Annotated in this window: 23 protein-coding genes; 16 read left to right on the top strand and 7 right to left on the bottom strand. The window is 69.3% G+C overall.

Annotation, left to right across the window (positions count from 1 at the left end):
* Positions 1 to 47: 47 nt before the first annotated feature.
* Positions 48 to 764 carry a TetR/AcrR family transcriptional regulator gene (locus tag RS85_RS02545; protein WP_046011846.1) on the bottom strand — a complete coding sequence of 239 codons (717 nt, stop codon included), beginning with the start codon at positions 762 to 764 and terminating at the stop codon, positions 48 to 50.
* Between the two features lie 168 nt (positions 765 to 932).
* Here RS85_RS02545 and RS85_RS02540 point away from each other — a divergent pair, with 168 nt between their 5' ends.
* From RS85_RS02540 to RS85_RS02485, 12 genes are all read left to right on the top strand, one after another.
* Positions 933 to 2,795: a S9 family peptidase gene (locus RS85_RS02540; protein WP_046011845.1), complete on the top strand. Its 1,863-nt coding sequence runs from the start codon at positions 933 to 935 to the stop codon at positions 2,793 to 2,795.
* A 107-nt stretch (positions 2,796 to 2,902) separates the two neighbouring features.
* Entirely contained in the window at positions 2,903 to 4,606 is a 1,704-nt protein-coding gene (locus RS85_RS02535) for an ABC transporter substrate-binding protein (RefSeq protein ID WP_082087454.1), read from the top strand.
* A gap of 60 nt (positions 4,607 to 4,666) precedes the next feature.
* Positions 4,667 to 5,632, top strand: a complete 966-nt coding sequence (locus RS85_RS02530; RefSeq protein WP_046011844.1) for an ABC transporter permease — start codon at positions 4,667 to 4,669, stop codon at positions 5,630 to 5,632.
* Positions 5,629 to 6,531, top strand: coding sequence for an ABC transporter permease (locus tag RS85_RS02525; RefSeq protein WP_082087453.1), 903 nt, complete (start codon positions 5,629 to 5,631; stop codon positions 6,529 to 6,531). Before RS85_RS02530 ends, RS85_RS02525 begins: the two co-directional genes overlap by 4 nt.
* A complete protein-coding gene (locus RS85_RS19440; protein WP_152642317.1) occupies positions 6,528 to 7,574 on the top strand; it encodes an ABC transporter ATP-binding protein in 1,047 nt (348 codons plus the stop codon). The genes RS85_RS02525 and RS85_RS19440 overlap by 4 nt, the downstream gene beginning before the upstream one ends.
* Positions 7,571 to 8,581: an ABC transporter ATP-binding protein gene (locus RS85_RS19435; protein ID WP_235282311.1), complete on the top strand. Its 1,011-nt coding sequence runs from the start codon at positions 7,571 to 7,573 to the stop codon at positions 8,579 to 8,581. The genes RS85_RS19440 and RS85_RS19435 overlap by 4 nt, the downstream gene beginning before the upstream one ends.
* A gap of 104 nt (positions 8,582 to 8,685) precedes the next feature.
* Entirely contained in the window at positions 8,686 to 9,768 is a 1,083-nt protein-coding gene (locus tag RS85_RS02510) for a tartrate dehydrogenase (RefSeq protein ID WP_046011843.1), read from the top strand.
* Between the two features lie 256 nt (positions 9,769 to 10,024).
* Entirely contained in the window at positions 10,025 to 10,927 is a 903-nt protein-coding gene (gene phnD, locus RS85_RS02505) for a phosphate/phosphite/phosphonate ABC transporter substrate-binding protein (RefSeq protein WP_046011891.1), read from the top strand.
* Positions 10,924 to 11,934 carry a phosphonate ABC transporter ATP-binding protein gene (locus RS85_RS02500; RefSeq protein WP_235282310.1) on the top strand — a complete coding sequence of 337 codons (1,011 nt, stop codon included), beginning with the start codon at positions 10,924 to 10,926 and terminating at the stop codon, positions 11,932 to 11,934. Before phnD ends, RS85_RS02500 begins: the two co-directional genes overlap by 4 nt.
* The gene (gene phnE, locus RS85_RS02495; protein WP_046011842.1) at positions 11,921 to 12,760 is read left to right on the top strand and encodes a phosphonate ABC transporter, permease protein PhnE; all 840 of its coding nucleotides are present in this window, start codon (positions 11,921 to 11,923) and stop codon (positions 12,758 to 12,760) included. Before RS85_RS02500 ends, phnE begins: the two co-directional genes overlap by 14 nt.
* Positions 12,757 to 13,524 (top strand): tyrosine-protein phosphatase, encoded by a 768-nt coding sequence (locus RS85_RS02490; protein ID WP_046011841.1) that lies wholly within the window; start codon positions 12,757 to 12,759, stop codon positions 13,522 to 13,524. The genes phnE and RS85_RS02490 overlap by 4 nt, the downstream gene beginning before the upstream one ends.
* Complete coding sequence (locus RS85_RS02485; RefSeq protein ID WP_235282309.1) at positions 13,521 to 14,222, top strand: TetR/AcrR family transcriptional regulator; 702 nt, start codon at positions 13,521 to 13,523, stop codon at positions 14,220 to 14,222. The genes RS85_RS02490 and RS85_RS02485 overlap by 4 nt, the downstream gene beginning before the upstream one ends.
* Positions 14,223 to 14,533: 311 nt before the next feature.
* Here RS85_RS02485 and RS85_RS02480 read toward each other — a convergent pair whose 3' ends face one another.
* The 6 genes from RS85_RS02480 to RS85_RS02460 all read right to left on the bottom strand — a co-directional run bounded on the left by RS85_RS02480 (position 14,534) and on the right by RS85_RS02460 (position 20,128).
* A complete protein-coding gene (locus tag RS85_RS02480) occupies positions 14,534 to 14,971 on the bottom strand; it encodes a VOC family protein (protein ID WP_046011840.1) in 438 nt (145 codons plus the stop codon).
* Positions 14,972 to 15,001: 30 nt separating this feature from the next.
* A complete protein-coding gene (locus RS85_RS02475) occupies positions 15,002 to 15,355 on the bottom strand; it encodes a TraR/DksA family transcriptional regulator (protein WP_046011839.1) in 354 nt (117 codons plus the stop codon).
* 240 nt (positions 15,356 to 15,595) lie between these two features.
* On the bottom strand, positions 15,596 to 16,309 hold the full coding sequence (locus tag RS85_RS02470) for a DUF2786 domain-containing protein (protein WP_046011838.1): 714 nt from the start codon (positions 16,307 to 16,309) through the stop codon (positions 15,596 to 15,598).
* A 117-nt stretch (positions 16,310 to 16,426) separates the two neighbouring features.
* Entirely contained in the window at positions 16,427 to 16,603 is a 177-nt protein-coding gene (locus RS85_RS19810) for a hypothetical protein (RefSeq protein ID WP_235282308.1), read from the bottom strand.
* Complete coding sequence (purL, locus tag RS85_RS02465; protein WP_046011837.1) at positions 16,600 to 18,936, bottom strand: phosphoribosylformylglycinamidine synthase subunit PurL; 2,337 nt, start codon at positions 18,934 to 18,936, stop codon at positions 16,600 to 16,602. Before purL ends, RS85_RS19810 begins: the two co-directional genes overlap by 4 nt.
* 232 nt (positions 18,937 to 19,168) lie before the next feature.
* Entirely contained in the window at positions 19,169 to 20,128 is a 960-nt protein-coding gene (locus RS85_RS02460; protein ID WP_046011836.1) for a helix-turn-helix transcriptional regulator, read from the bottom strand.
* Positions 20,129 to 20,227: 99 nt separating this feature from the next.
* Here RS85_RS02460 and RS85_RS02455 point away from each other — a divergent pair, with 99 nt between their 5' ends.
* From RS85_RS02455 to RS85_RS02440, 4 genes are all read left to right on the top strand, one after another.
* The gene (locus RS85_RS02455; RefSeq protein WP_046011888.1) at positions 20,228 to 20,683 is read left to right on the top strand and encodes a VOC family protein; all 456 of its coding nucleotides are present in this window, start codon (positions 20,228 to 20,230) and stop codon (positions 20,681 to 20,683) included.
* Positions 20,684 to 20,877: 194 nt separating this feature from the next.
* Complete coding sequence (locus tag RS85_RS02450; protein WP_200894777.1) at positions 20,878 to 22,404, top strand: APC family permease; 1,527 nt, start codon at positions 20,878 to 20,880, stop codon at positions 22,402 to 22,404.
* 11 nt (positions 22,405 to 22,415) lie between these two features.
* A complete protein-coding gene (locus RS85_RS02445; RefSeq protein WP_046011835.1) occupies positions 22,416 to 23,528 on the top strand; it encodes a zinc-binding dehydrogenase in 1,113 nt (370 codons plus the stop codon).
* A gap of 50 nt (positions 23,529 to 23,578) precedes the next feature.
* Entirely contained in the window at positions 23,579 to 24,943 is a 1,365-nt protein-coding gene (locus RS85_RS02440) for an NAD-dependent succinate-semialdehyde dehydrogenase (protein ID WP_046011834.1), read from the top strand.
* Positions 24,944 to 24,958 lie beyond the last annotated feature (15 nt).

The following is a 24,958-nucleotide window of genomic DNA, read 5'->3' as shown; positions in this document are numbered from 1 at the left end:
CCTCCGAAGTGCAGATCCCCTCCGCAGTGCGGGCGAGCAGAGGCGGCTCAGGCGCCGGGCGCGTGGCGCTCGATGCTCTCCAGGAGCAGATCGAGCGCAGTCTCCCAGGCGCGGGGATCGCGGATGCCGGGGAGGCTGTCGCCCGTCCACGCGATGTTCGGGAACTCGGCTACGTCGAGCCGCCGGTAGTCCATCTGCCACGTGAGCTCGTCGGCGTCCTGCACGTCGGCCGGCAGTGCCGTGAGCGCAGCCTGGATGCTGGATGCCGAGCGGATCAGCTGCCCGAGAGCTCGGGCGTACAGCGCCGCCTGCTCCGGCTCGTAGCCGCCGCGTCGCAGCGCGCCGATCGAGAACTCCATCGACGTGAAGTCGGTGGGCCGGCGCAGGGCCATCTGCAGCGCGAACTCGGGGTAGCGCATGTAGTGGTCGTGGATGAGGTGCGCCTGAGTGCGCAGGTCGGCGAGCCAGTCGTCCGTCGCGACCATGCCGCCGCTGTAGGAGCGGGCGCGAAGAGTGTCGATGAGGGCGAGGAGCAGCTCGTCCTTGTCGCGGAAGTGCCGATAGATCGAGGTCGGGTGCGCGCCGAGCTCTTCGCCGATCGCCTGGAAGGTGAGGCGGTCGAGACCCTCGCGCTCGACGACACGGTCGGCGGCGGCCACGATGATCTCGCGGCTGAGCGAGTCGCGGGCGCGTCGGGGGCGGGCGGCGGTGCCGTTCGTGCGGGTCGGCGCCTTCGCCGTGCCCGCGGCCTTCCGAGTCGCCATCGAGTCACTCCTTCGCTCTCGTCACCGGGAATCGGTCACGCAGAGATCACGGTACCTCACCGTCGTCACGCTGTCTGTCAGCGTCATCGACAACGAACGGATCCCTGGTCCGAGAGCTTAGCCAATGCTATAGTCAACGCCATTGGCGATCGCGAGGAGAGGGCAAGGATGCTGCACACCCCGGAGGAATCCACGTCGGACCCGCTCTCGGAGCGCTTCGCGACGCCGCACCTGCTCACCGTGCGCCCCGCCGCCGGCCCGGCCGACCTCGCGCTGGTGATCGAGAATCACCCCGACGGCGCGCGCGGCCGCGTCTGGGCGGCGCCTGCCGAACCAGCGGCGCCCCTGCCGTTCGCCGTGAGCACCGGCGCCATCATCACGAACGACGGACGCTGGATCGTCGACATCGATGACGGCGGCGGATCCGAGGTCGGCGCAGTCGTCGCGACCTCCCTCGACGGATCGGAACGGGTCGAGCTCACGCCCGGCCGCGAACCCTACGTGCTGCGCGGATTGGAGTCGTCGACCGACGGCTCCACGATCGTCGCCACGGTCGTCGACGAAGAGGGATTCCACGTGCTGATGATCCCCGCAGCGCCCTGGGGCGAGCCGCGGATCGTCTACTCGAACCCCGTGGAGGCCTGGTTCGGGCTGCCCTCGCACGACGGGTCGCTCGTCTCGATCGACACGACCGACCACAATCCCGGCATCCGTCGTCCGCGGATCACCGTGGTGGATGGTGTAACCGGAGCGCACGTCGCGACGCTCGACGATCTGCCGGACGGGCCGATCCGTGCCGTGCGCTTCTCCTCCACGCCCGGCGACGAACGACTGCTGGTGAACACCGAACGCAGCGGGTTCTCCCGCCCTGCCATCTGGCATCCGCGCACCGGAGAGCGCCGCGACTTCGACCTGCCTGCGCTCACCGGCGAGGTGCTCGCGCTCGACTGGCACGCGCCGAGCGGGCGTGTGCTCGCCCTGCACATCGACCGCGACGGCATCCAGCATCTGCTCGAACTGCACGAGGCCGACGGCACGGCGCGCACTGTGCTCGAGGGCGGCAGCTTCGCCGAGCCGGATGTCGCGAACCTGCACCCGTACTACTGGACGTCGTACTTCGCACCCGACGGCGCCGTGCGCGCGCTGCGCTCGAGCTGGGCCGTGCCGCTGCACGTCACCGAGATGGCTCTCGACGGTGTCGAGAAGACCCTCATCGCGCCCGCGGCCGTGCCGCCGGGGCATCCGCTCTCCTCCACGCTGGTGACCAGCGCCGACGGCACGAAGATCCAGCTCTGGTCGGGGCGCCCCTCGGGGCGCGAGCCGCTCGGAACGATCCTCGCGATCCACGGCGGACCCAACCTCGTCGTGGTCGACCGCTACGACTCGTCGGCCCAGGCCTGGCTCGACGCCGGCTTCGCCTACGCCGCGCTGAACTACCGCGGATCGGTGACGTTCGGGCGGGCCTTCCGCGAGGGCTTCTGGAACGTCGGCGGGGACCGTGAGATCGAAGACGTGCAGGCGGCGATCGCCTGGTTGCGCGCGCAGGGCCTCGCCGACCCGGCATCCACGTTCGTCACGGGGGAGTCGTACGGCGGGCATATGACCCTCCTCAGCGTGGGTCGCCTGCCCGACCTGTTCGCCGGCGGACTCGCGCAGGTCGCGGTCGCCGACTGGTCGGTCACGATCGAGGCGATGAACCCCGCCGTGCGCACGGTCTGGAGCTCGTGGGTGCCGCCCGAGCTCGTCGAGCGGTTCTCTGCCATCTCGTACCTCGACGACGTCACGGCATCCGTCTGGATCAATCAGGGCTCGATCGACACCCGCACGCCCGTCGTCGGCGTGCAGGGCTATGTCGACCGGCTCGCCGCTCGCGGCGGCGACGTCGTGCTCGACATCTTCGAGGGCGGACACGAGCCGACGGGCCTCGAGGGTGCCGTCCACACCCAGCGCCGGATGCAGGAACTCGCGCTGCGCACACTGGCCGGAGAGCCCTGGAACACGGACGATCTCACCGATAGTCACGAACATTGACTAAAGTGCTTGCTATCTATCGCGGTCAGTTCTAGAGTCGGACCACCACCCGCACCACAGCACCCTCTGCACTGTTCCCTCGTCGCACGCTCACTGGAGATCCGTCCATGTCGAAATCATTGCTCCGCACCGCTGTCCCCTCTTCCCGTCGCCGCCTGATCGCGGCCCTCAGCACCGTCGCGCTGATCGGCTCCCTCGCCGCCTGCACGTCGGCTCCCGCACCGGCCGAGACGAACGAGGAGGTCGCCGTCGTCGACGGCGGCGAACTCGTGATCGGCGCCGAGCAGGAACCCGACTGCGCCGACTGGATCGCCACCTGCGGAGGATCGATCTGGGGCACCTACGTCATGCAGATCCCGACCATGCCGGCCGTGTTCGAGACGCGTCTGGTCGACGAGGAGTGGGTTCCGCAGCCCTCCGACCTCGTCACGGGCGAGCCGACCACCGAGGTCGCCGACGACGGCACGCAGACGATCACCTACGAGATCAACCCGGATGCCGTCTGGTCCGACGGCGAGCCCATCACCTCGGCCGACTTCGCCTACACCGCCCTGCAGATCCGCGACGGCGACGACATCTTCGACAAGACCGGCTACGACCGGATCGCCGATGTCGACGCGAGCGACCCGAAGAAGGCCGTGGTCACGCTCGACTCCGCCTACGCCGGATGGCGCACGCTGTTCAGCGTCTACGGGATCATGCCCGCCCACATCCTCGAGGGGCAGGACCGCGGCGCGATGATGGCCGACGGCTACGACTTCAGCGGCGGCCCGTGGAAGATCGAGAAGTGGACCCGCGGCACGTCGGTCACGCTCGTGCCGAACGAGAACTACTGGGGCGAGAAGCCGCACCTCGACAAGGTGACCTTCCTGTTCCTGCCCGACACGACGGCCGCGTTCCAGGCGCTCAAGAGCGGCCAGGTCAGTGTGCTCGCCCCGACCCCGCAGCTCGACGCGCTCACCCAGATCGAGGCCGGGCTGCCCGGCATCAAGTCGCAGGTCGACGCCCGCAGCGGCAACCTGGAGGCCATCTGGTTGAACAACGCCGCAGCCCCCTTCGACTCGGTCGCCGTACGCCAGGCACTCGCCTATTCGATCGACCGCGACGCCATCGTCAAGCGCCTCTTCGGCGGACTCGGCATCGACAAGGCGCAGCAGAGCTTCAACTCGCCGATGGTCGCACCGTTCGCGTCGGACGACTTCTCGAAGTACACGCTCGATCTCGACAAGGTCGACGAGCTCATGGAGGGCGATGGCTGGGAGAAGAACTCCGACGGCGTCTGGGCGAAGGGCGGCGAGACCGCGACCTTCTCGATCAAGACGCTCGCCGGCAACAAGCGCCGCGACCTCACGGTGCAGGTGCTGCAGTCGCAGCTGGCGGATGCCGGATTCGAGATGACCATCGACCAGGTCACCCCGGCCGACCTGTTCGGCACGATCGCGCCGGAGGGCGAATTCCAGGCCGGCATCTGGGCGCTCGTCGACACGTTCCCGGACCCCACGCTCAGCGCGACGTTCTCGTCGGTCAACATCCCGAGCGAGGCGAACGGGTACTCCGGCATCAACTTCTACCGGGCGGACATCCCCGGCCTCGACGACCTGCTCACCCAGGTCGACAGCGAGATCGACACGGATGCCCGCATCGCGGCATCCCACGAAGGCGACGCGCTGATCGCCGAGAACGTCCCCTCCCTCCCGCTCGACGCCGTGCCGAACGTGCTGCTGTGGAGCGAGAAGGTCGGCGGCCCGCTGCAGATCAACCCGATCGAGGGCCCGTTCTGGAACCTCGCCGAGTGGGGCCTCGCGGGCTGACCCCGCGGCCCGGCACGCTCAGCGACGCGGACAGAATTCGGACAGGAAGGAGGCGACGACATGGTCACGTTCATCACACGACGGGTGCTGTACTCGATCCCGGTGATCCTCGTCGCCTCCTTCGTCCTGTTCTGGGCGGTGCGCGCGACGTTCGATCCGCTCGCCAAGCTCCGCCTGGCGCAGGACCCGACCGCTCTGGCCCGCGAGGTCGAGCGGCTCGGCCTCGATCGCTCCATCCCCGAGCAGTACTTCTTGTGGCTGCGGGCGATGGTCGTCGGCGACTGGGGTGTGAGCACGCGCACCGGCACCCCGGTGCTCCCGCTGATCGGCGAGGCCCTGTGGCCGACCCTGCAGCTCGCGTTCTGGGGTCTGCTCGTGGCGATCCTCATCGCCGGAGGCATCAGCGTCTACTCGGCCGTGCGGCAGTACTCGCTCGGCGACAACCTGCTGACGGGGGCCTCGTACCTCGGGATCGCGATGCCGGCCTTCTGGTTCGGCCTCATCCTGATCCAGACGTTCGCCGTGTGGCCGAAGGAGGCGTTCGGGCTCAGCGAGCCGCCGCTGTACTTCATCGGCCTGAACTCGCCGGGGCAGACCGGCGTGCTGGACTACATCCGTCACCTGATCCTGCCGGTCGCCGCGCTCATGATCGCGCTGGTCGCGTCGTGGAGCCGATTCGGCCGTGCCGCGATGCTCGATGCCCTCTCCAGCGACTACGTGCGCACAGCCCGAGCGAAGGGCGTGCCGCGGCGACAGGTCATCTGGCGGCACGCGGTGCGCAACTCCCTCGCCCCGTTCGTCACGGTCGTGGCCCTGGACGCGGCGATCCTGATCGGCGGGCTCGTGGTCACCGAGCAGATCTTCGCCATTCCCGGCATGGGGCGGCTGTTCCTGCAGTCGCTCGTCGCGGGCGACGTGTTCGTGCTGCTGCCCTGGATGATCGTGGTCGCCGTGGCCGTGGTGCTCTGCAACCTGATCGCCGACATCGCCTACGCGGTGCTCGACCCGAGAGTGAGACTGTCATGAGCAGTGCAGGCATCGCCGGGCGCGAAGAGCTGCTCGCCGACCAGGAGCCGCAGAAGGCGCCCACCCGCCAGCTGCTGAAGGGTTTCCTGCGGCATCGGCTGGGCGTCGTGAGTCTGGCGGTGCTCGTGCTTCTGCTGATCGCCTGCTTCGGTGCCGGCTGGATCGCTCCCTATCCGCAGGGGCAGCAGGACCTGCTGCTCGGACCTACGGCGCCGTCGGGTGCACACTGGCTCGGCACCGACGAACTCGGCCGCGACTACCTCAGCGAGATCCTCTTCTCGGGGCAGATCTCCCTCGCGATCGGGCTCGCGGTGGCGCTGCTCGCCACGGTCGTCGGGACCGCGCTCGGCGCGATCGCGGGCTACGTCGGCGGCTGGATCGGAGAGCTCATCATGCGCATCACCGACCTGTTCCTCATCGTTCCCGCGATCGCGCTGCTCGCGGTGATCCTGCAGGGCCTCGGCCCCTCACCGACGACGATCGTGCTGGCGCTCACCGCGCTCGGCTGGACGTACATCGCCCGCGTGGTGCGGGCACAGGTGCTGTCGCTGCGTGAGAAGGACTTCATCGACGCAGCGCGCGGCATCGGAGCATCCGGATTCCGCATCGTCGTCTCGCACCTGCTGCCGAACCTCGCCGGCGTCATCGTCGTCGCGATGAGTCTCGCCGTGGCATCCTCGATCATCGCGGAATCGACGCTGAGCTTCCTCGGGTTCGGGGTGCAGCCGCCGCAGACCAGCTGGGGCTCGATGCTCAGCCAGGCCGCCGGCTACGTCGGCACCCCGCAGGTGTATCTGCTGTACTTCCCGGGCCTGTTCATCCTCGTCACGGTGCTGTGCGTGAACTTCATCGGCGACGGCCTGCGCGACGCGCTCGACCCGCAGGGGAAGAACCTGTGAGCGCCGTGCTGCTCCAGGTCACGGACCTGTCGGTCAGCTTCCCGACGGATGCCGGACGAGCGAGAGCCATCGAGGGCGTCTCGTTCGTGCTGCACGAGGGAGAGACCGTCGGGATCGTCGGGGAGTCGGGTTCGGGCAAGTCCATGACCGCCATGGCGATCATGGGCCTGCTGCCGAAGAACGCCGTCGTCACCGGGTCGATCCGGTTCCGCGGCACGGAACTCCTCGGGATGTCGGATGCCGCGCTGCGCGAGATCCGCGGGAAGGACATCGCGGTCGTGTTCCAGGACGCGCTCACCGCCCTGAACCCGGTGATGCGCGTCGGCGACCAGCTGATCGAGGCCGTGCGCGTGCACCGACCCGAGAGCTCGGCGGCCGAGCGTCGCGCCAGGGCGGTGGAACTGCTCGACATCGTCGGCATCCCCTCGCCCGAGCTGCGCGTCGATCGCTTTCCGCACGAGTTCTCCGGAGGCATGCGTCAGCGCGTGATGATCGCGATGAGCATCGCCAACGAACCCGACCTGCTGATCGCCGACGAGCCCACCACGGCGCTCGACGTGACCGTGCAGGCGCAGGTGCTCGAGGTGCTCCGCGAGGTGCAGCGCCGCACGGGGTCGACCGTGCTGCTCATCACGCACGACCTCGGCGTCGTCGCGGGGACCGCCGATCGCGTCATGGTCATGTACGCGGGCGGCCTGGTCGAGACCGCCGACGTCGACCCGCTCTTCTACGAGACGGCGCACCCGTACACGGCGGGGCTCCTGGCCTCGCTGCCCCGCATCGACCGGCGCGCGTCGCGCGAGGACCGGCTGTACCAGATCGCCGGTCAGCCTCCCGTGGCGACGGCATGGCCCGACGGATGCCGCTTCGCCCCGCGCTGCGCGCATGCGGTGGCCGGGCTCTGCGATGTGGTCGTGCCGCCGGCGGTGCCGGTGGTGGCGGTGGCTTCGGGTGTCGAGGCGGATGCCGCTGGTGCGGCTCCCGGCATCCACACCGCCGCGTGCGTGCGGGTCGGCGAATGGCAGAAGGAGGCGGTCCTGTGACCCAGCCCGTGGTGGACCGGCCGACGAGCACCGGACTGACCGTGACCAACCTCGTGAAGGAGTACAAGGTCGGCGGCGGCCTGTTCGGCCGCACGCGCGACATCGTGCAGGCGGTGTCGGACGTGAGCCTCTCGATCGAGGGCGGGCAGACATTCGGCTTGGTGGGCGAGAGCGGCTGCGGCAAGTCGTCGCTCGGGCGCAGCGTCGCCCGGCTGCAATCGAGCGACGGCGGCTCGATACGACTGGGAGACCAGGACATCACGGGCGTCGAGGGCTCGCGACTGCGGGCGCTGCGTCGGCGGGTGCAGTTCGTCTTCCAGGATCCGTACGCCTCGCTGAACCCGCGGAAGTCGGTGCGCGCGACGCTGACCGAGCCGCTCGTGATCCACGGACTGCACCGCGGTCAGCATGAGCGAAGGGTCGAGGAGCTGCTCGCCCAGGTCGGGCTGAACCCCGCGCACGCCGACCGCTTCCCGCACGAGTTCTCGGGTGGACAGCGACAGCGCCTCGGCATCGCCCGCGCGCTCGCCGTGGAGCCCGAGGTCATCGTGCTCGACGAGCCGGTCAGCGCCCTCGATGTCAGCGTGCAGGCCGGGGTGCTGAATCTGCTCGACGACCTGCAGCGCGACCTCGGCCTCACGTACCTCTTCATCGCGCACGACCTGTCCGTGGTGCGGCATCTCAGCGACCGCGTCGGGGTCATGTACCTCGGAAAGCTGGTCGAGGAGGGGCCGGTCGACGACCTGTACGAGCGGCCGCGGCATCCGTACACGCAGGCGCTGCTGTCGGCGATCCCGGTCCCCGACCCACGCGCCGAGCGCGCGCGTGAACGGATCGTGCTCACCGGCGACGTGCCGAGTCCGGTGTCGCCGCCGAGCGGATGCCGCTTCCGCACGCGCTGCTGGAAGGCGACCGAGGTGTGCGCCGAGGAGGTTCCGGAGCTGGTCGATCACGGCGGCACTCACCGTGTCGCCTGTCACCACCCCGCCGAGCTCGACGTGCTCTGACCCCTTGTGCTTTCGAATCGCGCAACTGGTCGGTCCTGGCGGCCACGATCGACCAGTTGCGCGATTCGAAAGCAAGCCATCTCCGCCGAACCGGAAGGAACCCCATGACCACCACCCACCGCATCGCCGTGATCGCCGGCGACGGCATCGGCACCGAGGTCATGCCCGAGGGGCTGCGGGTGATGCGAGCCGCGGCATCCCGGTTCGACATCTCGCTCGAGTTCGAGGAGTTCGACTTCGCCAGCGCCGCGTACTGGCAGGAGCACGGGCGGATGCTGCCGGACGACTGGTTCGAGACGCTCCGCGGTTTCGACGCCATCTACTTCGGCGCGGTCGGCTGGCCCGATGTCGTGCCCGACCACGTGAGCCTGTGGGGGAGCCTCATCCAGTTCCGCCGCGCGTTCGATCAGTACGTGAACCTGCGGCCGGTGCGACTGATGCCCGGGGTCGTCTCGCCCCTCGCCGGGCGCGAACCCGGCGACATCGACTTCTACGTCGTGCGCGAGAACACCGAGGGCGAGTACTCGTCGATCGGCGGGCGGATGTTCGAGGGCACCGACCGCGAGTTCGTGCTGCAGGAGACCGTGATGACCCGCACCGGCGTCGACCGGGTGCTGCGGTACGCGTACGACCTGGCGCAGCGGCGTGAGGCGAAGCACCTCACCTCGGCGACCAAGAGCAACGGCATCTCGATCTCGATGCCCTACTGGGACGAGCGGGTCGCCGCGGTCGGCGCCGACTACCCGGACGTGCGGCGGGACCAGTTCCACATCGACATCCTCACCGCGAACTTCGTGTTGCACCCCGACTGGTTCGACGTGGTCGTGGCGAGCAACCTGTTCGGCGACATCCTGTCGGACCTCGGACCGGCCTGCACGGGCACGATCGGCATCGCCCCGAGCGCCAACATCAATCCCGAGGGCCTGTTCCCGAGCCTGTTCGAGCCGGTGCACGGCTCGGCTCCCGACATCGCCGGGCGCGGCATCGCGAACCCCATCGGCCAGATCTGGTGCGGAGCGATGATGCTCGAACACCTCGGCCACGCGGATGCCGCCGCCGCCGTGCTCGCCGCGATCGAGGACGTTCTCGCCAGGGGAGCGGATGCTGCGCCCTTCACCCCCGACCTCGGCGGCATGGCGACAACGGTCGAGCTCGGGGCCGCGATCGCGGAGGCCGTGGCGGGATAACGCGCGCGTCGGGCATGACGCAGGGCTGAGGTGTCAGGAAGTGCCGCACGCACGCCTCCGAGACAGCGCTTTGTGACACCTCGCTAGCAGGATGGGACACCGGGAGCTCGGTCGAACCCGCCCCGCGGCATCCGTCATCCGCCGTTCACGCAGCGTTCCATTCGGAGTACGGCGGTCTCGTAATTGCCTGTCACCTTCGGGAGTTGGAATACCAGTGTTCTCGGAATTCGGGAACGTCTCCTCCCGAAAGGTCATCATGCGCCGCTTCACCCTGCCCGTCGTCGGCCTCTTGGGCGTCGCCGCCCTCGCACTCACCGGCTGCCAGAGCCCCAGCGCCGAGGCGGCCCCGGCCGACCCCGACGCCCCCATCACGATCGCGACGCTGCCCGTCGGCGACGACCCCACCGCCGAGAACCCGATCGAGGTGTTCGCCGAGCTGCTCGAAGAGGCCACCGGCCGCACGGTCGAGATCACCGATGTGCCCGACTACCTCAGCGTCGTCGAGGCCATCCGCGCCGACCACGTCGACATCGGCATCATGAGCGGCTTCCCCTCGGCGCTCGCCGTGAACACCGGGGAGGTCGATGCACTGGTCGCCTTCGAGGGCGACGGCAAGCCGGTGTCGACCTGTGTCGTGCTCGAAGACTCGCCGATCCAGACGGTGGAGGACTTCGAGGGCAGGACGGTCGCCTTCGCCGACCAGGCATCGAGCTCGGGCTACTTCATGCCGGTCTACATGCTGCATGAGGCCGGCCTCGAGCAGGGCACCGACTACGAGGCGATCTTCGCCGGCGGACACGAGGGCAGCTTCGCAGCCCTCGAGCAGGGTCAGGTGGATGCCGCGTGCACCGCCTTCATGCTCACCGAGCTCGGTGCCCCGATGTTTCCCTTCGCCGACGGAGAGTGGCGCGCGGTCGGCGAGAGCCCGGCGATGAGCATCCAGGGTGCGGTGCTCGGACGTCAATCGCTGGATGCCGAGACGCGCAAGGTCATCCAGGAGGGCATCGCCGCGGTCTTCTCGCCGGAGAACGCCGAGAAGCTTGGGGCGTACGGAGCTTTCGCGGCGGCCCCGCAGACGGTCGACCCGAAGAGCGCGGACTTCGAGTCCTTCGCCGAGATCGCGGCCGTCGCGGGCGTCGAGCTCAAGGACCTCAAGTGACAGCGGCTGGCGTCGTGCGCCCTGCGACAAGCTCAGGGACCCAGGGCGGAGGCACGACGAGCGCGGTCGCTGGCGTTTCGTCTCGCGGAGACCTGCACAGAGCGAGCGTCAGCGAGTCGAAGCGTCGCTCAACGACCGGAAACCTCCCGGTCGTTGAGCGAGGACCCTTCGACTCGCATTCGCTCGCTCAGGACGGGTCTCCGCGACGAGACGAAACGCGCACGCCCACGGCCGAGCTCCGCCAGGCGCTGCCGCTCGTGACCGTGCGCGGCCTCGAGGTCGCGTACGACGGTCAGAACGTGCTCGACGGCGTCGACCTCGACCTCTTCGCGGGCGAGATGGTGGCGCTGCTCGGGGCGTCGGGGTCGGGCAAGTCCACGCTGATGCGCAGTCTCACCGGGTTCGCTCCGATCTCGGCCGGCTCCGTGCGGGTCGCCGGGCACGACGTGACGAACCTCGGCCGCGGCGAGCTGCGCACGCTGCGGTCGGAGGTGGGTCAGGTGTTCCAGCAGTTCAACCTGATCCCGCGGCTGAGCGTCCTGACGAACGTGCTCACGGGCGCGCTGCACGGCGCCGGGCCGATCAACCTCGCGGGCGGCTTCTCCGGTGCGCATCGCCGCCGCGCGCTCGAACTGCTCGATCGCGTCGGCATCGCGCATAAGGCATCCGCTCCCGCGCGGTCCCTCTCGGGCGGGCAGCAACAGCGAGTCGCCATCGCCCGGGCGCTCATGCAGCAGCCGAAGGTGATCCTCGCCGACGAGCCGGTCGCCTCGCTCGACCCGAAGCTCGCGGATTCCGTGCTCGACCTGCTGCGTCGGATCGCCACGGAAGACGGCATCCCGGTGCTCGTCAGCCTGCACGTGCTTCCGTTGGCGCTCGCGCACAGCGACCGCATCGTGGGGCTGCGGCACGGCGAGATGCTCGTGTCGGGCGTGACCTCCCAGCTGGATGCCGCGGCACTGGCACCCCTCTACGACGACGAGGAGCACGACGATGACGCTCACTGAGCCCCGCGCGGACCGCGCGGCCCGCCCCGCGCTCGCCCCCGCCGAACGCGCCCGGCTCGAAAGCGCGTTCCGGGTGCCGCGAGCCCGCTTCCTGATCGGGCTGCCGATCGCGTTCCTCGTGCTGCTCTGGTCGTTCAACGGCGCCGAGTTCAACTTCGTGAAGCTCGGCGACGGTGCGGTCAACATGGGCGAGTTCCTCTCGCGCCTCTTCCCGCCGGACTTCTCGAAGATCGGCACGATCCTCGCGCTGCTGGTCGAGACCTTTCAGATGGCGGTCGTCGGCACGGTGCTGGGAGCGGTGCTGTCCCTCATCGTCGCGTTCGGAGCGACTTCCGGCCTCGCGCCGAAGTGGCTCTACTACCCGACGCGCTGGGTGATGAACATCATCCGCTCGGTGCCCGACCTCGTGTTCGCGCTCATGTTCGTGTCGGCCGTCGGACTCGGTCCGTTCGCCGGCATCCTCGCCATGACTATCGGCTCGATCGGGTCGATCGGCAAGATCTTCGCCGAGGCCATGGAGCAGGTCGACCGTGGGCCCGTCGTCGCGATGGAGGCAGTCGGCGCGTCGAAGCGGCAGGTGATCCAGTACGGCATCCTGCCGCAGGCCGCCCCGCTGCTCACCTCGTACACGCTGCTGTTGTTCGAGGGGAACGTGCGCGGCGCGACCATCCTCGGCCTCGTCGGCGCGGGCGGCATCGGCCTCGAGCTGACGACCGCGATGCGCATGTACGACTACGGGCACCTCAGCGCCATCATCATCTGCATCATCGTGCTCGTCACGGCGATCGACCAGGGCAGTGCCCTCATCCGAAGGAGAATCACATGACCATCATCGACACCGATCTCGTCCTCAGCGCGCCGGTCAACCTGCGCGACCTCGGCGGCATCGCGATCGACGGCGGGGTGCTCCGGACGGGGCTCGCGATCCGCACCGACGACCTCGCGTACGTGACCGAGGAGGTCGCCGAGCAGCTCGTCGCCGAGGGTCTCACCGCGGTCATCGACCTGCGGTCTCCGGTCGAGGTATCGCTCACCGGGCGCGGACCTCTCGCGACGCATCCGATCGCGTACCATCACCTGCCGCTGATCGCGAATGTCGCGGAGTCGATGGATCGCGACGCCCCCGCGCTCAGCCACGAGGGCATGGGACTCATGTACCTGCGCATGGTGGAGGGCGCGGCGCCGCAGCTGGTCACCGCGCTCAACGTCATCGCGCACACTCCCGGAGCCGCCGCGTTCCACTGCGCAGCCGGCCGCGACCGCACCGGTGTGCTGGCGGCCATGCTGCTGCTCGCGCTCGGCGCAGCCGACGAAGACATCGTCTCCGACTACGCGTTGACCGGCGCCAACATGGTCGCCATCATGCAGCGGACGGCCCCGGTCATGGGAGCGATGTGGAAGGCGCTCGGCTTCGACACCGACGCGCTCGCGGCCACGTCGTCGCTGCTGGAGGGGTCGATGGACGTGTCGATGCGCAACCTGCTCGGCACCCTGCGCGCGCAGTACGGCGATCCCCTCACGCCGCTGCGTGCCGCCGGACTGTCGGATGCCACGATCGCGCGGCTGCGCGAGCGGGCGCTGGCCGCATGAGCCTCGTCACGATGGCGGGGGCACCGGGGTCGTCGGCGGGTCCGGCGGCGTCCGGTCCGGTGGCGGTGGATGCCGGGGCGGCGGCGGATGCCGGGGCGGCGGCTGCCCGCCGACGGCCCGGCCGTCCGAGAGATGAGGACATCGACGGGCAGATCGTCGCGGCGACCCTGGCGATCATCGACGCCGGCGAAGAGGTGACGGTGTCGCGTGTGGTCGCACGGAGCGGTGTCAGCCGCGCGGCGCTGTACCGGCGCTGGCCGTCCCTCACGACGCTGATCGCCACGGCGCTCGACGTCGGTCGCGAGGTGCCGCCCGAGTACCCCGCGGATGCCGATCTGCACGAGATCCTGCTCACCGGGCTCGGCCTCGGTGCCGACGCGGTCGCGCCTTCGGCGCCCGGGTACTCCGAGGAGCGGTTCCGCCAGCGCATCCGTCTCGTGATGTCGGACGGGGCGCTGCAGAAGGCGTATTGGGAATCACACGTCTCGCGGCGTCGCGTACCGATGGAGAATGCGCTGCTCGCGGGCATCGCGCGCGGAGAGCTGCGCGACGACCTCGACGTCGAGGCGTGCTTCGACGCGATCGCGGGCGCGGCGTACTACCAGCTGGTCGTGCGGGGCGATCGCATCAGCGACCCCGCCGTGGTCGCGAGGCTGCGGGCCGCGATCGAGGTCATCTGGCGCGGGATGGTGGCGTAGGAGACCTGCCCCGTAGGCCGACACGGCCGGGAGGTGGCGCAAGTGGTCGGCTGTCGCTCGAGGAACCGACCATACGTGCCACCTCGTCGGCTCGCGGCGTCACCGCTACGGCCGCGAGCGTCTCACTCAAGCAATGGGTGGCGCAGATGGTCGCTTTCCCGCGTCCCGTGCGACCAGATGTGACACCTTCCGGGATGGTCGCGTGTCCGCGCATCTTGGGCTGGCGCAAGTGGCCGTCGGCGCGGCGCGCGGTGCGGCATGACCCGACCCCGCCCGAGCTGGACGGATGCCGCGCGCGTGACCGCGACGGCTCAGGACTTCGTGAGGTCCTGCGCGAACATCACGAGGATGCCGCTGGGCCCGCGGAGGTACGTGAGCTTGTAGACGTCCTGATAGTTCGCGACGCCGCGGAGCGGGTGATAGCCGTGCTTCGCGGCGATCGCCAGGGACTCGTCGATGTCGTCGACCGAGAAGGCGATGCGGTGCATGCCGATCTCGTTCGGGAGCGTGGGCTCGGTCTCGATCGCCTCGGGATGGATGTACTCGAAGAGCTCGATCTGGCCGTGCCCGTCGGGGGTCTGCAGCACCGCGATCTTCGCGTGGTTGCCGTCAAGACCAACCGCCGTGTCAGCCCACTCTCCGCTGACCTCGTCGCGACCGAGCACGGTCAGACCGAGGTCGGAGAAGAACGAGATGGTCGCTTCCAGGTCGCGCACGGCGATGCCGACGTTCTCGAGTGTGATGGCCATGGAGGGATGCTACTCGTCCCCGCCGACGTCTCAGCGTCCGAGCTTCTCGGCGCAGGCGACGCAGTGCTCGGCGAAGGGCCGCACCTCCAGTCGCGCCGCCGGGATCGGGCGACCGCAGTTCGCGCAGATGCCGTAGGTGCCGGCATCCATCCGCGCGATCGCCTCGTCGACCTGCTGCAGTTCGGATGCCGCCCCTTCGGCGAGCCCGGTCAGCCGCGACCACTCCGACGACAGTGGCACGCCCTCGGGATCATGCTCGTCGTCGTCGTTCGAGCCCGCGCGGTCGTGGGTGAGCTCGGCCAGCGCCGCCGAGGTCGTCGCCACGCGCGCCGCGGCCCGGAGACGCAGCTCATCCAGGAGCACACGCAAGTGATCGCCGGTCATGCGCTCACTCTATGCAGGGGCACCGACGTCGGAGGCGAGTGGGCAGTTCTCCCCTGGCATCACCACGCGCAACCGGGCTAGGGTCGTCCAGGCGACGCTGGGGAGGGTCGCTCCATCCCACCCCCGGTCGTCGAGCGAGCAGCGCGGCAGCGAGTCACCTCATGCTGGGTGGGGTGTACCGTCTCGTCGCGCTCCCTCGGCGGCCGGGGTTCCCCGGCATGCGCAGATCTCCCGCGCCGGTCATCCGCCGTGGTCGGCCGCCATCGCGCGCTCCCCGGTGCGCGCCTGCGTGCCGGAACGATGGCCGTGCATGAATGCTCCGGCATCCGCTCCTTGCCGGCCTCGCCCTCTCCGCGTCGACATCCGGCCGACCGCGTCGTCCACGCGGTCGCGCCGTGAAGCGAGCACGAGCTCCGTGCCGTGGCCGGCCTCTTCGACGATGGCCTGACGACTCTCGCTGATGCGATCGGCGGCACCCGAGGCGAACCCGCGGATGAAGCCGCTGCGCGCACGGCGCTTGTCGCTCTCCGAGAACGGACGGTAGGCGTCGCGGTGATGCGCCCACCAGGTGCGCATTGCGACCATCGCCTGCACTTCGAGGCTGGCCGTGAGTGTTCGGGCCTGCTGCACGTCGGAGGTGTGCCCGACGAGGTACAGCACGGAGCCCGCTCCCTCGGCATGCAGCGGACGCACGGTGTCGAGAGCCAGCGCCACACGGGTGCCGAGTTCCCTCATGTCGCGCGCGTACGTGCCCGTGAAGATGATCCGCTCCTGGACGATCTCCTCGCGCTCCTGCCCGAGCCGCCCGCGGCGCTCGTCGATGCGCGCCTGTTCGATGCCGTATTTCACCATCAGGCGTTCGGCGTGCTCAGTGAGAGCCTCGGCTTCTTCCGGCGTGGTGCTCTCGGCCTTGGCCAGCAGCTTGGCGATGAGGTCCAGCTTCGCGTCACTCATGCAATCCCCCTTGTTCGTGGTGAATTCATCCTCCGCGGGGGCACTCACATTCGCGGGGCGTTCTCCGGTGGCGGGGGAGAACTTCGTCTGACGGGTCGCTGTGGACGAAAAGCCGACTCAGCCGAGCAGGATCGTCAGCACGGTCGCCCCGCCGCCGCCGAGGATCAGCGCGACGATGACCGTCCACGCGATGATGCGGATGCGGCGGTTACGCGGCTCACCGAGGTCGCCGTAGTCGTCGTCGGGCTTGCTGAGCTCGCTGTTCACGCGTTTCGTCTCGCTTCGCTCGCTCAACGACCGGCGTCTGCCGGCTCCGTGACCGTGGGACCGAAGTACGACGGCAGCGTGGCCTGCGAGCGCTCGCGCAGCTCGGCGACCGAGACCGTGAACACGTCCTGCACCTCGAGCTGCGGCTCGCTGTCCGTCACGCCGATGCGCAGCACCGGGTATCCGCGACCCTCGCAGAGGCCCTGGAACTTCACGTCGTCCTCGCGAGGAACCGTGACGATCACGCGGCCGGTCGACTCGGAGAACAGCGCCGACGCGGCATCCACACCGTCGCGCTCGAGGATCTCGTTCAGCCACACGCGCGCCCCGACGCCGAAGCGCGAAACACCCTCGGCGAGAGCCTGGCCGAGGCCGCCCTCGGAGAGGTCGTGCGCCGAGGAGATCAGCCACTCGTCGCGCGCTGCGGCGAGCAGGCCGGCGAGACGCTTCTCGGCAGCGAGGTCTACCTTGGGCGGCAGACCGCCGAGGTGCTGGTGCACGACGTCGGCCCAGGCCGAACCCGAGAGCTCGGTCGCGGTGGTGCCGAGCAGGTAGATGTTCTGACCGATGTCCTGCCAGCCCGAGGGGATGCGGCGCGAGACGTCGTCGATGATGCCGAGCACACCCACGAGCGGAGTCGGGTGGATCGGCACGTCGCCGGTCTGGTTGTAGAACGAGACGTTGCCGCCGGTGACCGGGGTGCCCAGCTCGTAGCATCCGTCCGCCAGGCCGTCGACGGTCTGCCCGAACTGCCACATGACCTCGGGGTTCTCCGGCGACCCGAAGTTCAGGCAGTCGGTGATCGCCGTGGGAACGGCGCCCGTGACGGCGACGTTGCGGTACGCCTCGGCCAGTGCGAGCTGCGCACCCGCGTACGGGTCGAGCTGGCAGTAGCGGCCGTTCGCATCGGTCGAGATGGCGAAGCCGAGGCCGGACTCCTCGTCGACGCGGATCATGCCGGCGTCGTCGGGGAAGCTGAGGGCCGTGTTGCCGAGCACGTAGTAGTCGTACTGGTTGGTGATCCAGCTCGTGTCGGCCAGGTTCGGCGAGGCGACGAGCGCGAGGAACTGGTCGCGCAGCGTCTCCGGGTCGTTGGAGCGGGGCAGGTTCTCGGCGGCATCCGCCTGCAGCGCGTCGATCCAGGTCGGGTAGGCGACCGGACGGTCGTAGACCGGGCCGTCGACCGCAACGGTGGACGGGTCGACGTCGACGATGCGCTCGCCCTGCCAGTCGATGATGAGGCGGCCGTCTCCGGTGACCTCGCCGAGCACGGAGGTCTCGACCTCCCACTTGTTCACGACGGCGAGGAACGCGTCGAGCTTCTCGGGAGCGACGATCGCCATCATGCGCTCCTGCGACTCCGACATGAGGATCTCCTCGGCCGTGAGCGAGGGATCGCGCAGCAGCACGTTGTCGAGCGAGACCTTCATGCCGCTGTTGCCGTTGGCCGCGAGCTCGCTGGTCGCGCAGGAGATGCCGGCGGCACCGAGGTCCTGGATCGCCTCGACGAGCTCGCCGCGGTACAGCTCGAGGCAGCACTCGATGAGCACCTTCTCGGCGAAGGGGTCGCCGACCTGCACCGCGGGGCGCTTGGTCGGTCCGGACTCGTCGAAGGAGTCGGATGCCAGGATGCTGGCGCCGCCGATGCCGTCGCCGCCCGTGCGGGCGCCGAAGAGCACGACCTTGTTGCCGACGCCGGTCGCGTTGGCGAGCTTGAGGTCTTCGTGGCGCAGCACGCCCACCGCGAGCGCGTTCACGAGGGGGTTGGCCTGATAGACGGAGTCGAACACCGTCTCGCCGCCGATGTTCGGCAGGCCGAGGCAGTTGCCGTAGAAGCTGATGCCGCTGGTCACGCCGTGCACGACGCGGGCGGTGTCGGGGTGGTCGATCGCGCCGAAGCGCAGAGCGTCCATGACCGCGACCGGGCGGGCGCCCATCGAGATGATGTCGCGGACGATGCCGCCGACACCGGTGGCCGCACCCTGGAACGGCTCGATGAACGAGGGGTGGTTGTGCGACTCGGCCTTGAAGGTGACGGCCCAGCCCTCGCCGACGTCGATGACGCCGGCGTTCTGGCCCATGCCGACCATCAGGCGTTCCTTCATCTCGTCGGAGACCTTCTGGCCGAAGCGGCGCAGGTAGTTCTTGCTGCTCTTGTACGAGCAGTGCTCACTCCACATGACGGAGTACATCGCCAGCTCGCCCGATGTGGGGCGGCGGCCGAGGATCTCCTTGATGCGCGCGTACTCGTCGTCCTTGAGGCCGAGGGCGCCGTAGGGCTGCTCCTTCTCGGGCGTCGCGGTCGCGTTCTCGACCGAGTCGGGGACGTGCTTGTGGACAGGTGCAGGGGCGGTGGTCACGCGCACTCCAAAGGAAGGGGCCGGCGGGGCGTGTCCAGTCTACCGGCGGTCACGTTCGGCCGGATTCGAGGAGGTTCGTGCGGGATGCCGGTCGGTTGGCCTCGGATGCCGGGCCGACCGCGTGCACAATTCAGCAAGATCTTCGGTGCCGAGGGCCGACTTCCGCGTGAATCCGGGACGCCGCCCTCGGCTCGAGCGAATTCTTGCTGAATTGTGCACGCCGCTCGCCCGATCAGGAGGAGGCGGAGCGGCCAGATGACGCGGCGAACCGCGCCGCCAGCGCTGAGGCCGCCTCGCGCAACGCTTCCGGCCCCACCACCGTGAACGACGCATCGAACCGGGCGACTGAGGCCAGCACCCCGGTCCACGACCAGGATCCGACGGTGATCCGGCACGACCCCTCATCGAGCGGCTCGAGCGTGCCGTCGCCGATCCACGGCGCGACCTCCTGCGCCGGCAGCTCGATGACGACCTCGCCGATGCAGGGCCAGCGGTCCTCCCCGACCGAGCCCTTCGATCGCGCAGCCAGGTACGTCACGGCATCCGCTGCCGGCAGCTCACGTGGCGTGAACGACGGCCCGGTCGGGATCCGTGGACGCAGCCGATCCAGCCGGAACGTGCGCCAGTCGTCGGCCTCGAGATCCCATGCGATCAGATACCAGCGTCCTTCGCGCGCAACGATCGCGTGCGGCTCGGTCCGCCTCGCCGGCCTCTCAGACGACGAGCCGTAGTCGAAGCGCAGCATCCGCCGCTCCCGCACTGCCCCGCTCACCGCCTCGAGCACCGCGGGATCGACCCTGGTCGTGTTGGTCGTGCCGGAGAAGCGGATGCCGTCCACGCGGTGCCGCAGCCGTGACGGCATCACCTGCCGCACGGTGGCCAGCGCGCGGGCGGCCGCCTCGTCGAGGTCGACCCCGCTCGACGGCACGCTCTGCAGGGCGACGGCGATCGCGACGGCCTGGTCGTCGTCGAACAGCAACGGCGGAAGCTCCGACCCGGCGGCGAGCCGATAGCCGCCGTCCGGCCCCTTGATCGCGCCGATCCGGTACCCGAGCTCACGCAGACGGTCGACATCCCGGCGCACTGTGCGCGGGCTCACCTCGAGGCGGTCGGCGAGCACCCGGCCCGGCCAATCGCGTTGCGTCTGCAGCAGCGACAGCAGCGCGAGCATGCGGGAGGAGCTTCCGGTCATGCCTTCATTGTGCCGTGAGTAGAGGACCGATCCTGACCTCTACCCCTGTGATCGTTGGTCATGACGGCGTTTCCGGCCGTCGCGATCCAGGAGGACACCATGACCATCACGACCACCACGCACCTCAACTTCCGCGGCACCGCGCGACAGGCGCTCGAGTTCTATGCATCCGTCTTCGGCGGCGAGGTCACGCTCGCCACGTACGGCGACTTCGGGATGCCGGCGGGAGTGCCGGGCGCTGACAAGATCGTCTTCGGGAAGCTCGTGAGCCCCGACGGCATCCGTCTGCTGGCCTACGACATCCCCGGCCACGACGATGCGGATGCCGCCGCCACCGCAGGCACGACACGACGCGAGAACGGTGCCACGCTCACTGACCGCACCTTCTTCCAGTCGCTGCAAGCCGACTCGCTCGACGAGCTCACCCGCTACTGGACCGCGCTCGCCGAGGGCGCCGAGATCATCGAGCCGCTGGCGGCCTCCGTATGGTCGCCCGGCTTCGGCATGCTCACCGACCGCTTCGGCGTGACCTGGGTGCTCGACGTCCAGGCCTGACCCGCGCACCCCCGTGGCAGGTGTGGTCGGTCTGCGGCCGCAACACCCGCCACAACTGCCACGGGAGTGAACCCCGCGGAACAGGAGAACACGATGGAAAGCAACGGGAGTGCCCCGGTTGTCCTCTGTCAGACCCCTCCCTAGGCTCAGGGCTTGTCATGGGGGGGCAACGACGCCGACAGAGAAGAGCACGCATGGAAAACTCGGACGAAGACCGCCGCCTCGGCGAACTCGGCTACACGCAGAAACTCAGTCGATCGGTCGGTGGGGTCTCCTCCTTCTTCCTCGGGTTCGCGGTCATCAGCGCGACCACCGCGGTGTTCTCCGGTTTCGGCTTCGGCCTCGGCACGGCAGGCCCCGCCTTCGTGTGGACGTTTCCGATCGCCGTCGCAGTCTTCTTCATCTGGGCGCTGATCGCTGCCGACCTGGTGAGCAAGCTGCCGCTCTCGGGCTACGCCTACCAGTGGACGAGCCGCCTGGTGAACCCGAGCCTCGGCTGGTTCACCGGCTTCGCCGGAGCGATCGGCTTCATCAGCGGATTCACCGGCGTCGCGTTCGTGATGGCCGGCTACGTCGGCAGTCTCTTCGGCCTCGAGATGTCCACGCCGCTGCAGATCGGCATCTCGATCGCCATCGTCCTGCTGTGCGTGTTGATCAACGTCTACGGCGTGAAGCTCGCGACGCTGCTCAACAACATCGGCGTCGGCCTCGAGCTCGTGGTCACGATCGGGGCGACGGCCTTCATCGCGATCGTGGCGTTCTTCGTCACCAACGAGCACCAGAGCCTCGACTTCCTCTTCTCCACCGGCGGCACCGACGAGGGCCCGTCGCCGTACATCGTCGTGTGGCTCACCTCGAGCCTCGGCTGCATCTTCGGCCTGCTCGGCGTGGAAGCCGCGGCCGACATCGCCGAGGAGACGAAGAACGCCCGACGCACGATTCCCCGCACGATGTTCCTGGCGCTCGGCGTGGCATCCGTCATCGAGTTCTTCATGTACATCACGTTCCTGCTGGTGATCAAGGACCCCGACACCCTCGCCGGCAGCGCCTCGCCGATCGCCGACCTGTTCGCGCAGCAGATCTCGCCGTGGTTCTCGAAGCTCGTGGTCGCCCTCGCGCTGACGAACATCCTCGTCTGCGTCCTGGCGAACATGCTCGTCGCCTCCCGCGTGGTCTACGCGCTGGCACGCGACAACATGCTCCCTGGTTCGAAAGCCCTTCGCGGGGTGTCGAAGAAGCACAAGGTCCCGACCGCCGCCGTCTGGGCGACCGGAGTCATGTCGTTCCTGCTGCTCTGCTCGGCGTTCGCCAACGAGCAGACGTTCTCGTACATCATCGGGATGTCGGCCCTCGGCTACTTCGGCGTGTACATGCTGACCACCATCGGGCTGCTCATCGCTCACAGGCGTGGCCGCATCCCCACCGACACGGCGGGCACGTTCGACCTCGGACGCCTCCGCGTGCCGATCTACATCCTCGGCGTCGTGGTCTTCGGGGCCGTCCTGTCGGCGCTGCTGTTCCTCCCGGCGTTCCAGCCGAACGCCGTGGTGTTCCTCGTCGCGATGGCGCTCGCCGGGATCTGGTGGCTCGCACGCCTCCGCACCCGGATCGCCACCGCCCAGGCAGGCCCGCAGTTCGCGCTCGCCACCCGCGAGATCGAGCTCGCCGCCGCAGCCGAGGCATCCGCACTTTCCGCCGACACCGCCGACAAGATCAAGTGAGGCCCCCCACCATGAGAGCAGTCGTCCTGAGAGACAGCGCCACCGCGATCACCGTCGAAGACGTGCAGCTGCAGGCGCCCGGACCGAACGAGGTCGAGGTCACCATCGCGGCCGCCGGCGTCTGCCACTCCGACCTGCACGTGCGGAAGGGCGATTGGGATCTTCCGCTTCCCCTGGTCCTCGGCCACGAGGGCAGCGGCACGATCTCGGCCGTCGGCGAGGGAGTCACCGATCTCGCGATCGGCGACCACGTCGTGCTCTCCTGGGTCGCGCCGTGCGGCGAATGTCGCAACTGCCTGCTCGGGCGCGAGGTGCGCTGCGAGGTCGCCGCCGGGATCGTCGCCCTGGGCGGCACCCTGAACGACGGAACCTCACGGCTGAGCGTCGGTGGCGAGACGGTCCACCACTACCTCGGCACGTCGGCGTTCGCCGAGCGCGCCGTCGTTCCGGCATCCGGCGCCATCAAGGTGCGTGACGACGCTCCGCTGGAGGCGATCTCGATCATCGGCTGCGCGATCGCGACCGGAGTCGGCGCGGTCGTGAACTCGGCGCAGGTGCCGGCCGGGTCGACCGTCGCCGTGATCGGATGCGGTGGCGTCGGCCTGTCGATCATCCAGGGCGCCCGCCTCGCCGGCGCCGCGCAGATCATCGCGGTCGACGTGCGCCCCGACAAGCTCGCGCTCGCCCGCAGGGTCGGCGCGACCGACTCGATCGCCGTCGAGCCCGGGATGGATGTGGTCGAACGGATCCGCCAGCTCAGCGGAGACGGGGTCGACTTCGCGTTCGACGCGATCGGCAAGGGTGCGGTCACCGACCAGTGCATCCGCAGCCTGGCGATCGGCGGCAGCGCCGTGGTCGTCGGCATCCCGCCCGCGGGGTCGACGGTGTCGTTCGAGCCGCAGACGCTCGTCGATCTCGACCAGCGGATCATCGGCTCGAACTACGGGGGCATCAAGCCGTCGCGCGACATCCCGTGGTTGGTCGACGAGTACATGGCCGGCCGACTGCTCGTCGACGAGCTCATCAGCGCGCACCGTCCGCTCGAAGAGGCCGAGGCCAGCCTCGACCTACTCGCCACCGGCGACGCGCTGCGCCAGCTGCTCATCCCCGGACTCCGCGCCTAGAGCGTTCCGACCTATCTCTCCGCCCTCCCGACGAAAGAAGGAACCACGACATGGCTGTCTACAGCGTGACCGACCCCGCGACCGGGTCCGTGCTCAACACCTACGACGAGATCACCGACGCGCAGGTCGGGGAGGCGGTGGATGCCGCCGATGCGGCGTTCCGCGGCTGGTCCCGCTCGAGCAGTGTCGCGGAGCGCGCCGCGCTGCTCCGCGAGGTGGCGCGCCTCCACCGGGAGCGCCGGGAGGAGCTCGCGCAGCTGATCGTGCGCGAGATGGGGAAGATCCTCGAGGGTGCACTGGGCGAGGTCGACTTCGCGGCCGACATCATCGAGTACTACGCCGACAATGCGGAAGAGATCCTCAAGGATCAGCAATTGAGCATCCAGGGCGACGGCACCGCCGTCATCCGCCGGTCCGCTCTGGGCCCGCTGCTCGGCGTCATGCCGTGGAACTTCCCGTACTACCAGGTCGCGCGTTTCGCGGCGCCGAACCTGCTGATCGGCAACCCGATCCTGCTGAAGCACGCCCGTCAGTGCCCCGAGTCGTCGGCCGCCATCGGTCAGATCTTCCACGACGCCGGTTTCCCCGAGGGTGCCTACGCGAACCTCTACATCTCGAACGCGCAGGCGGCCGACATCATCGCCGACCCGCGGGTGCAGGGCGTCTCGCTGACCGGCTCGGAGGGCGCGGGCTCGAGCGTCGCCGAGACGGCCGGCCGGCACCTCAAGAAGGTCGTGCTGGAGCTCGGCGGATCCGACCCGTTCATCCTGCTGTCGACCGACGACCTCGGCGCCACGGTGCAGGCTGCGGTCGACGCGCGCCTCGACAACAGCGGACAGTCCTGCAACGGCGCCAAGCGGTTCATCATCGCGGACGACCTGTACGAGGAGTTCCTGGCGAAGTTCGTCGAGCGGATGGGCGCGCACGCCGCGGTCGAGCCCCTCGCCGACGACGCGGTGCTGGGCCCGCTCTCCTCGGAGGAGGCGGCGGCCTCCCTGCAGAAGCAGGTGGCCCGGGCCATCGAAGCAGGTGCTCGACTCGCCCTCGGCGGAGGCCGCAGCGGCGCCTTCTTCGAGCCGACGGTGCTCACCGGCGTGACCGAGCAGATGGCGGCGTGGAGCGAGGAGTTCTTCGGTCCCGTCGCGGTCGTCTACCGCGCGACGGATGAGGCGGATGCCGTGCGCATCGCCAACGGCACGCCGTTCGGCCTCGGCTCGTACCTCTTCTCGACGGATGCCGAGCAGGCGGCGCGTGTGGCGGATCAGATCGAGGCCGGCATGGTCTATGTGAACCTCGTGCTCGCGGACAGCCCGGAGCTGCCGTTCGGCGGCGTGAAGCGCAGCGGCATCGGCCGCGAGCTGGGCTTCCTGGGTGCCGACGAGTTCGTGAACAAGAAGCTGATCCGCACGGCCTGATCCACGGGAGCACAC

The sequence above is a fragment of the Microbacterium sp. SA39 genome (assembly GCF_000967865.1).
In the GTDB taxonomy this organism is placed as follows: domain Bacteria; phylum Actinomycetota; class Actinomycetes; order Actinomycetales; family Microbacteriaceae; genus Microbacterium.
Note: the sequence above shows the minus strand (reverse complement) of the source record. Positions and strands in the feature narration are given on the sequence as shown.

Excerpts from the sequence above, each read along its gene's own strand:
- RS85_RS02485 (WP_235282309.1), top strand. The coding sequence starts at position 13,521 with ATGAGCCTCGTCACGATGGCGGGGGCACCGGGGTCGTCGGCGGGTCCG.
- RS85_RS02490 (WP_046011841.1), top strand. The coding sequence starts at position 12,757 with ATGACCATCATCGACACCGATCTCGTCCTCAGCGCGCCGGTCAACCTG.
- phnE (WP_046011842.1), top strand. The coding sequence starts at position 11,921 with ATGACGCTCACTGAGCCCCGCGCGGACCGCGCGGCCCGCCCCGCGCTC.
- RS85_RS02455 (WP_046011888.1), top strand. The coding sequence starts at position 20,228 with ATGACCATCACGACCACCACGCACCTCAACTTCCGCGGCACCGCGCGA.
- RS85_RS02545 (WP_046011846.1), bottom strand. The coding sequence starts at position 764 with ATGGCGACTCGGAAGGCCGCGGGCACGGCGAAGGCGCCGACCCGCACG.
- RS85_RS02460 (WP_046011836.1), bottom strand. The coding sequence starts at position 20,128 with ATGACCGGAAGCTCCTCCCGCATGCTCGCGCTGCTGTCGCTGCTGCAG.
- RS85_RS02450 (WP_200894777.1), top strand. The coding sequence starts at position 20,878 with ATGGAAAACTCGGACGAAGACCGCCGCCTCGGCGAACTCGGCTACACG.
- RS85_RS02480 (WP_046011840.1), bottom strand. The coding sequence starts at position 14,971 with ATGGCCATCACACTCGAGAACGTCGGCATCGCCGTGCGCGACCTGGAA.
- phnD (WP_046011891.1), top strand. The coding sequence starts at position 10,025 with ATGCGCCGCTTCACCCTGCCCGTCGTCGGCCTCTTGGGCGTCGCCGCC.
- RS85_RS02445 (WP_046011835.1), top strand. The coding sequence starts at position 22,416 with ATGAGAGCAGTCGTCCTGAGAGACAGCGCCACCGCGATCACCGTCGAA.
- RS85_RS02510 (WP_046011843.1), top strand. The coding sequence starts at position 8,686 with ATGACCACCACCCACCGCATCGCCGTGATCGCCGGCGACGGCATCGGC.
- RS85_RS02540 (WP_046011845.1), top strand. The coding sequence starts at position 933 with ATGCTGCACACCCCGGAGGAATCCACGTCGGACCCGCTCTCGGAGCGC.
- RS85_RS02525 (WP_082087453.1), top strand. The coding sequence starts at position 5,629 with ATGAGCAGTGCAGGCATCGCCGGGCGCGAAGAGCTGCTCGCCGACCAG.
- RS85_RS02440 (WP_046011834.1), top strand. The coding sequence starts at position 23,579 with ATGGCTGTCTACAGCGTGACCGACCCCGCGACCGGGTCCGTGCTCAAC.
- RS85_RS02535 (WP_082087454.1), top strand. The coding sequence starts at position 2,903 with ATGTCGAAATCATTGCTCCGCACCGCTGTCCCCTCTTCCCGTCGCCGC.
- RS85_RS02530 (WP_046011844.1), top strand. The coding sequence starts at position 4,667 with ATGGTCACGTTCATCACACGACGGGTGCTGTACTCGATCCCGGTGATC.
- RS85_RS02470 (WP_046011838.1), bottom strand. The coding sequence starts at position 16,309 with ATGAGTGACGCGAAGCTGGACCTCATCGCCAAGCTGCTGGCCAAGGCC.
- RS85_RS02475 (WP_046011839.1), bottom strand. The coding sequence starts at position 15,355 with ATGACCGGCGATCACTTGCGTGTGCTCCTGGATGAGCTGCGTCTCCGG.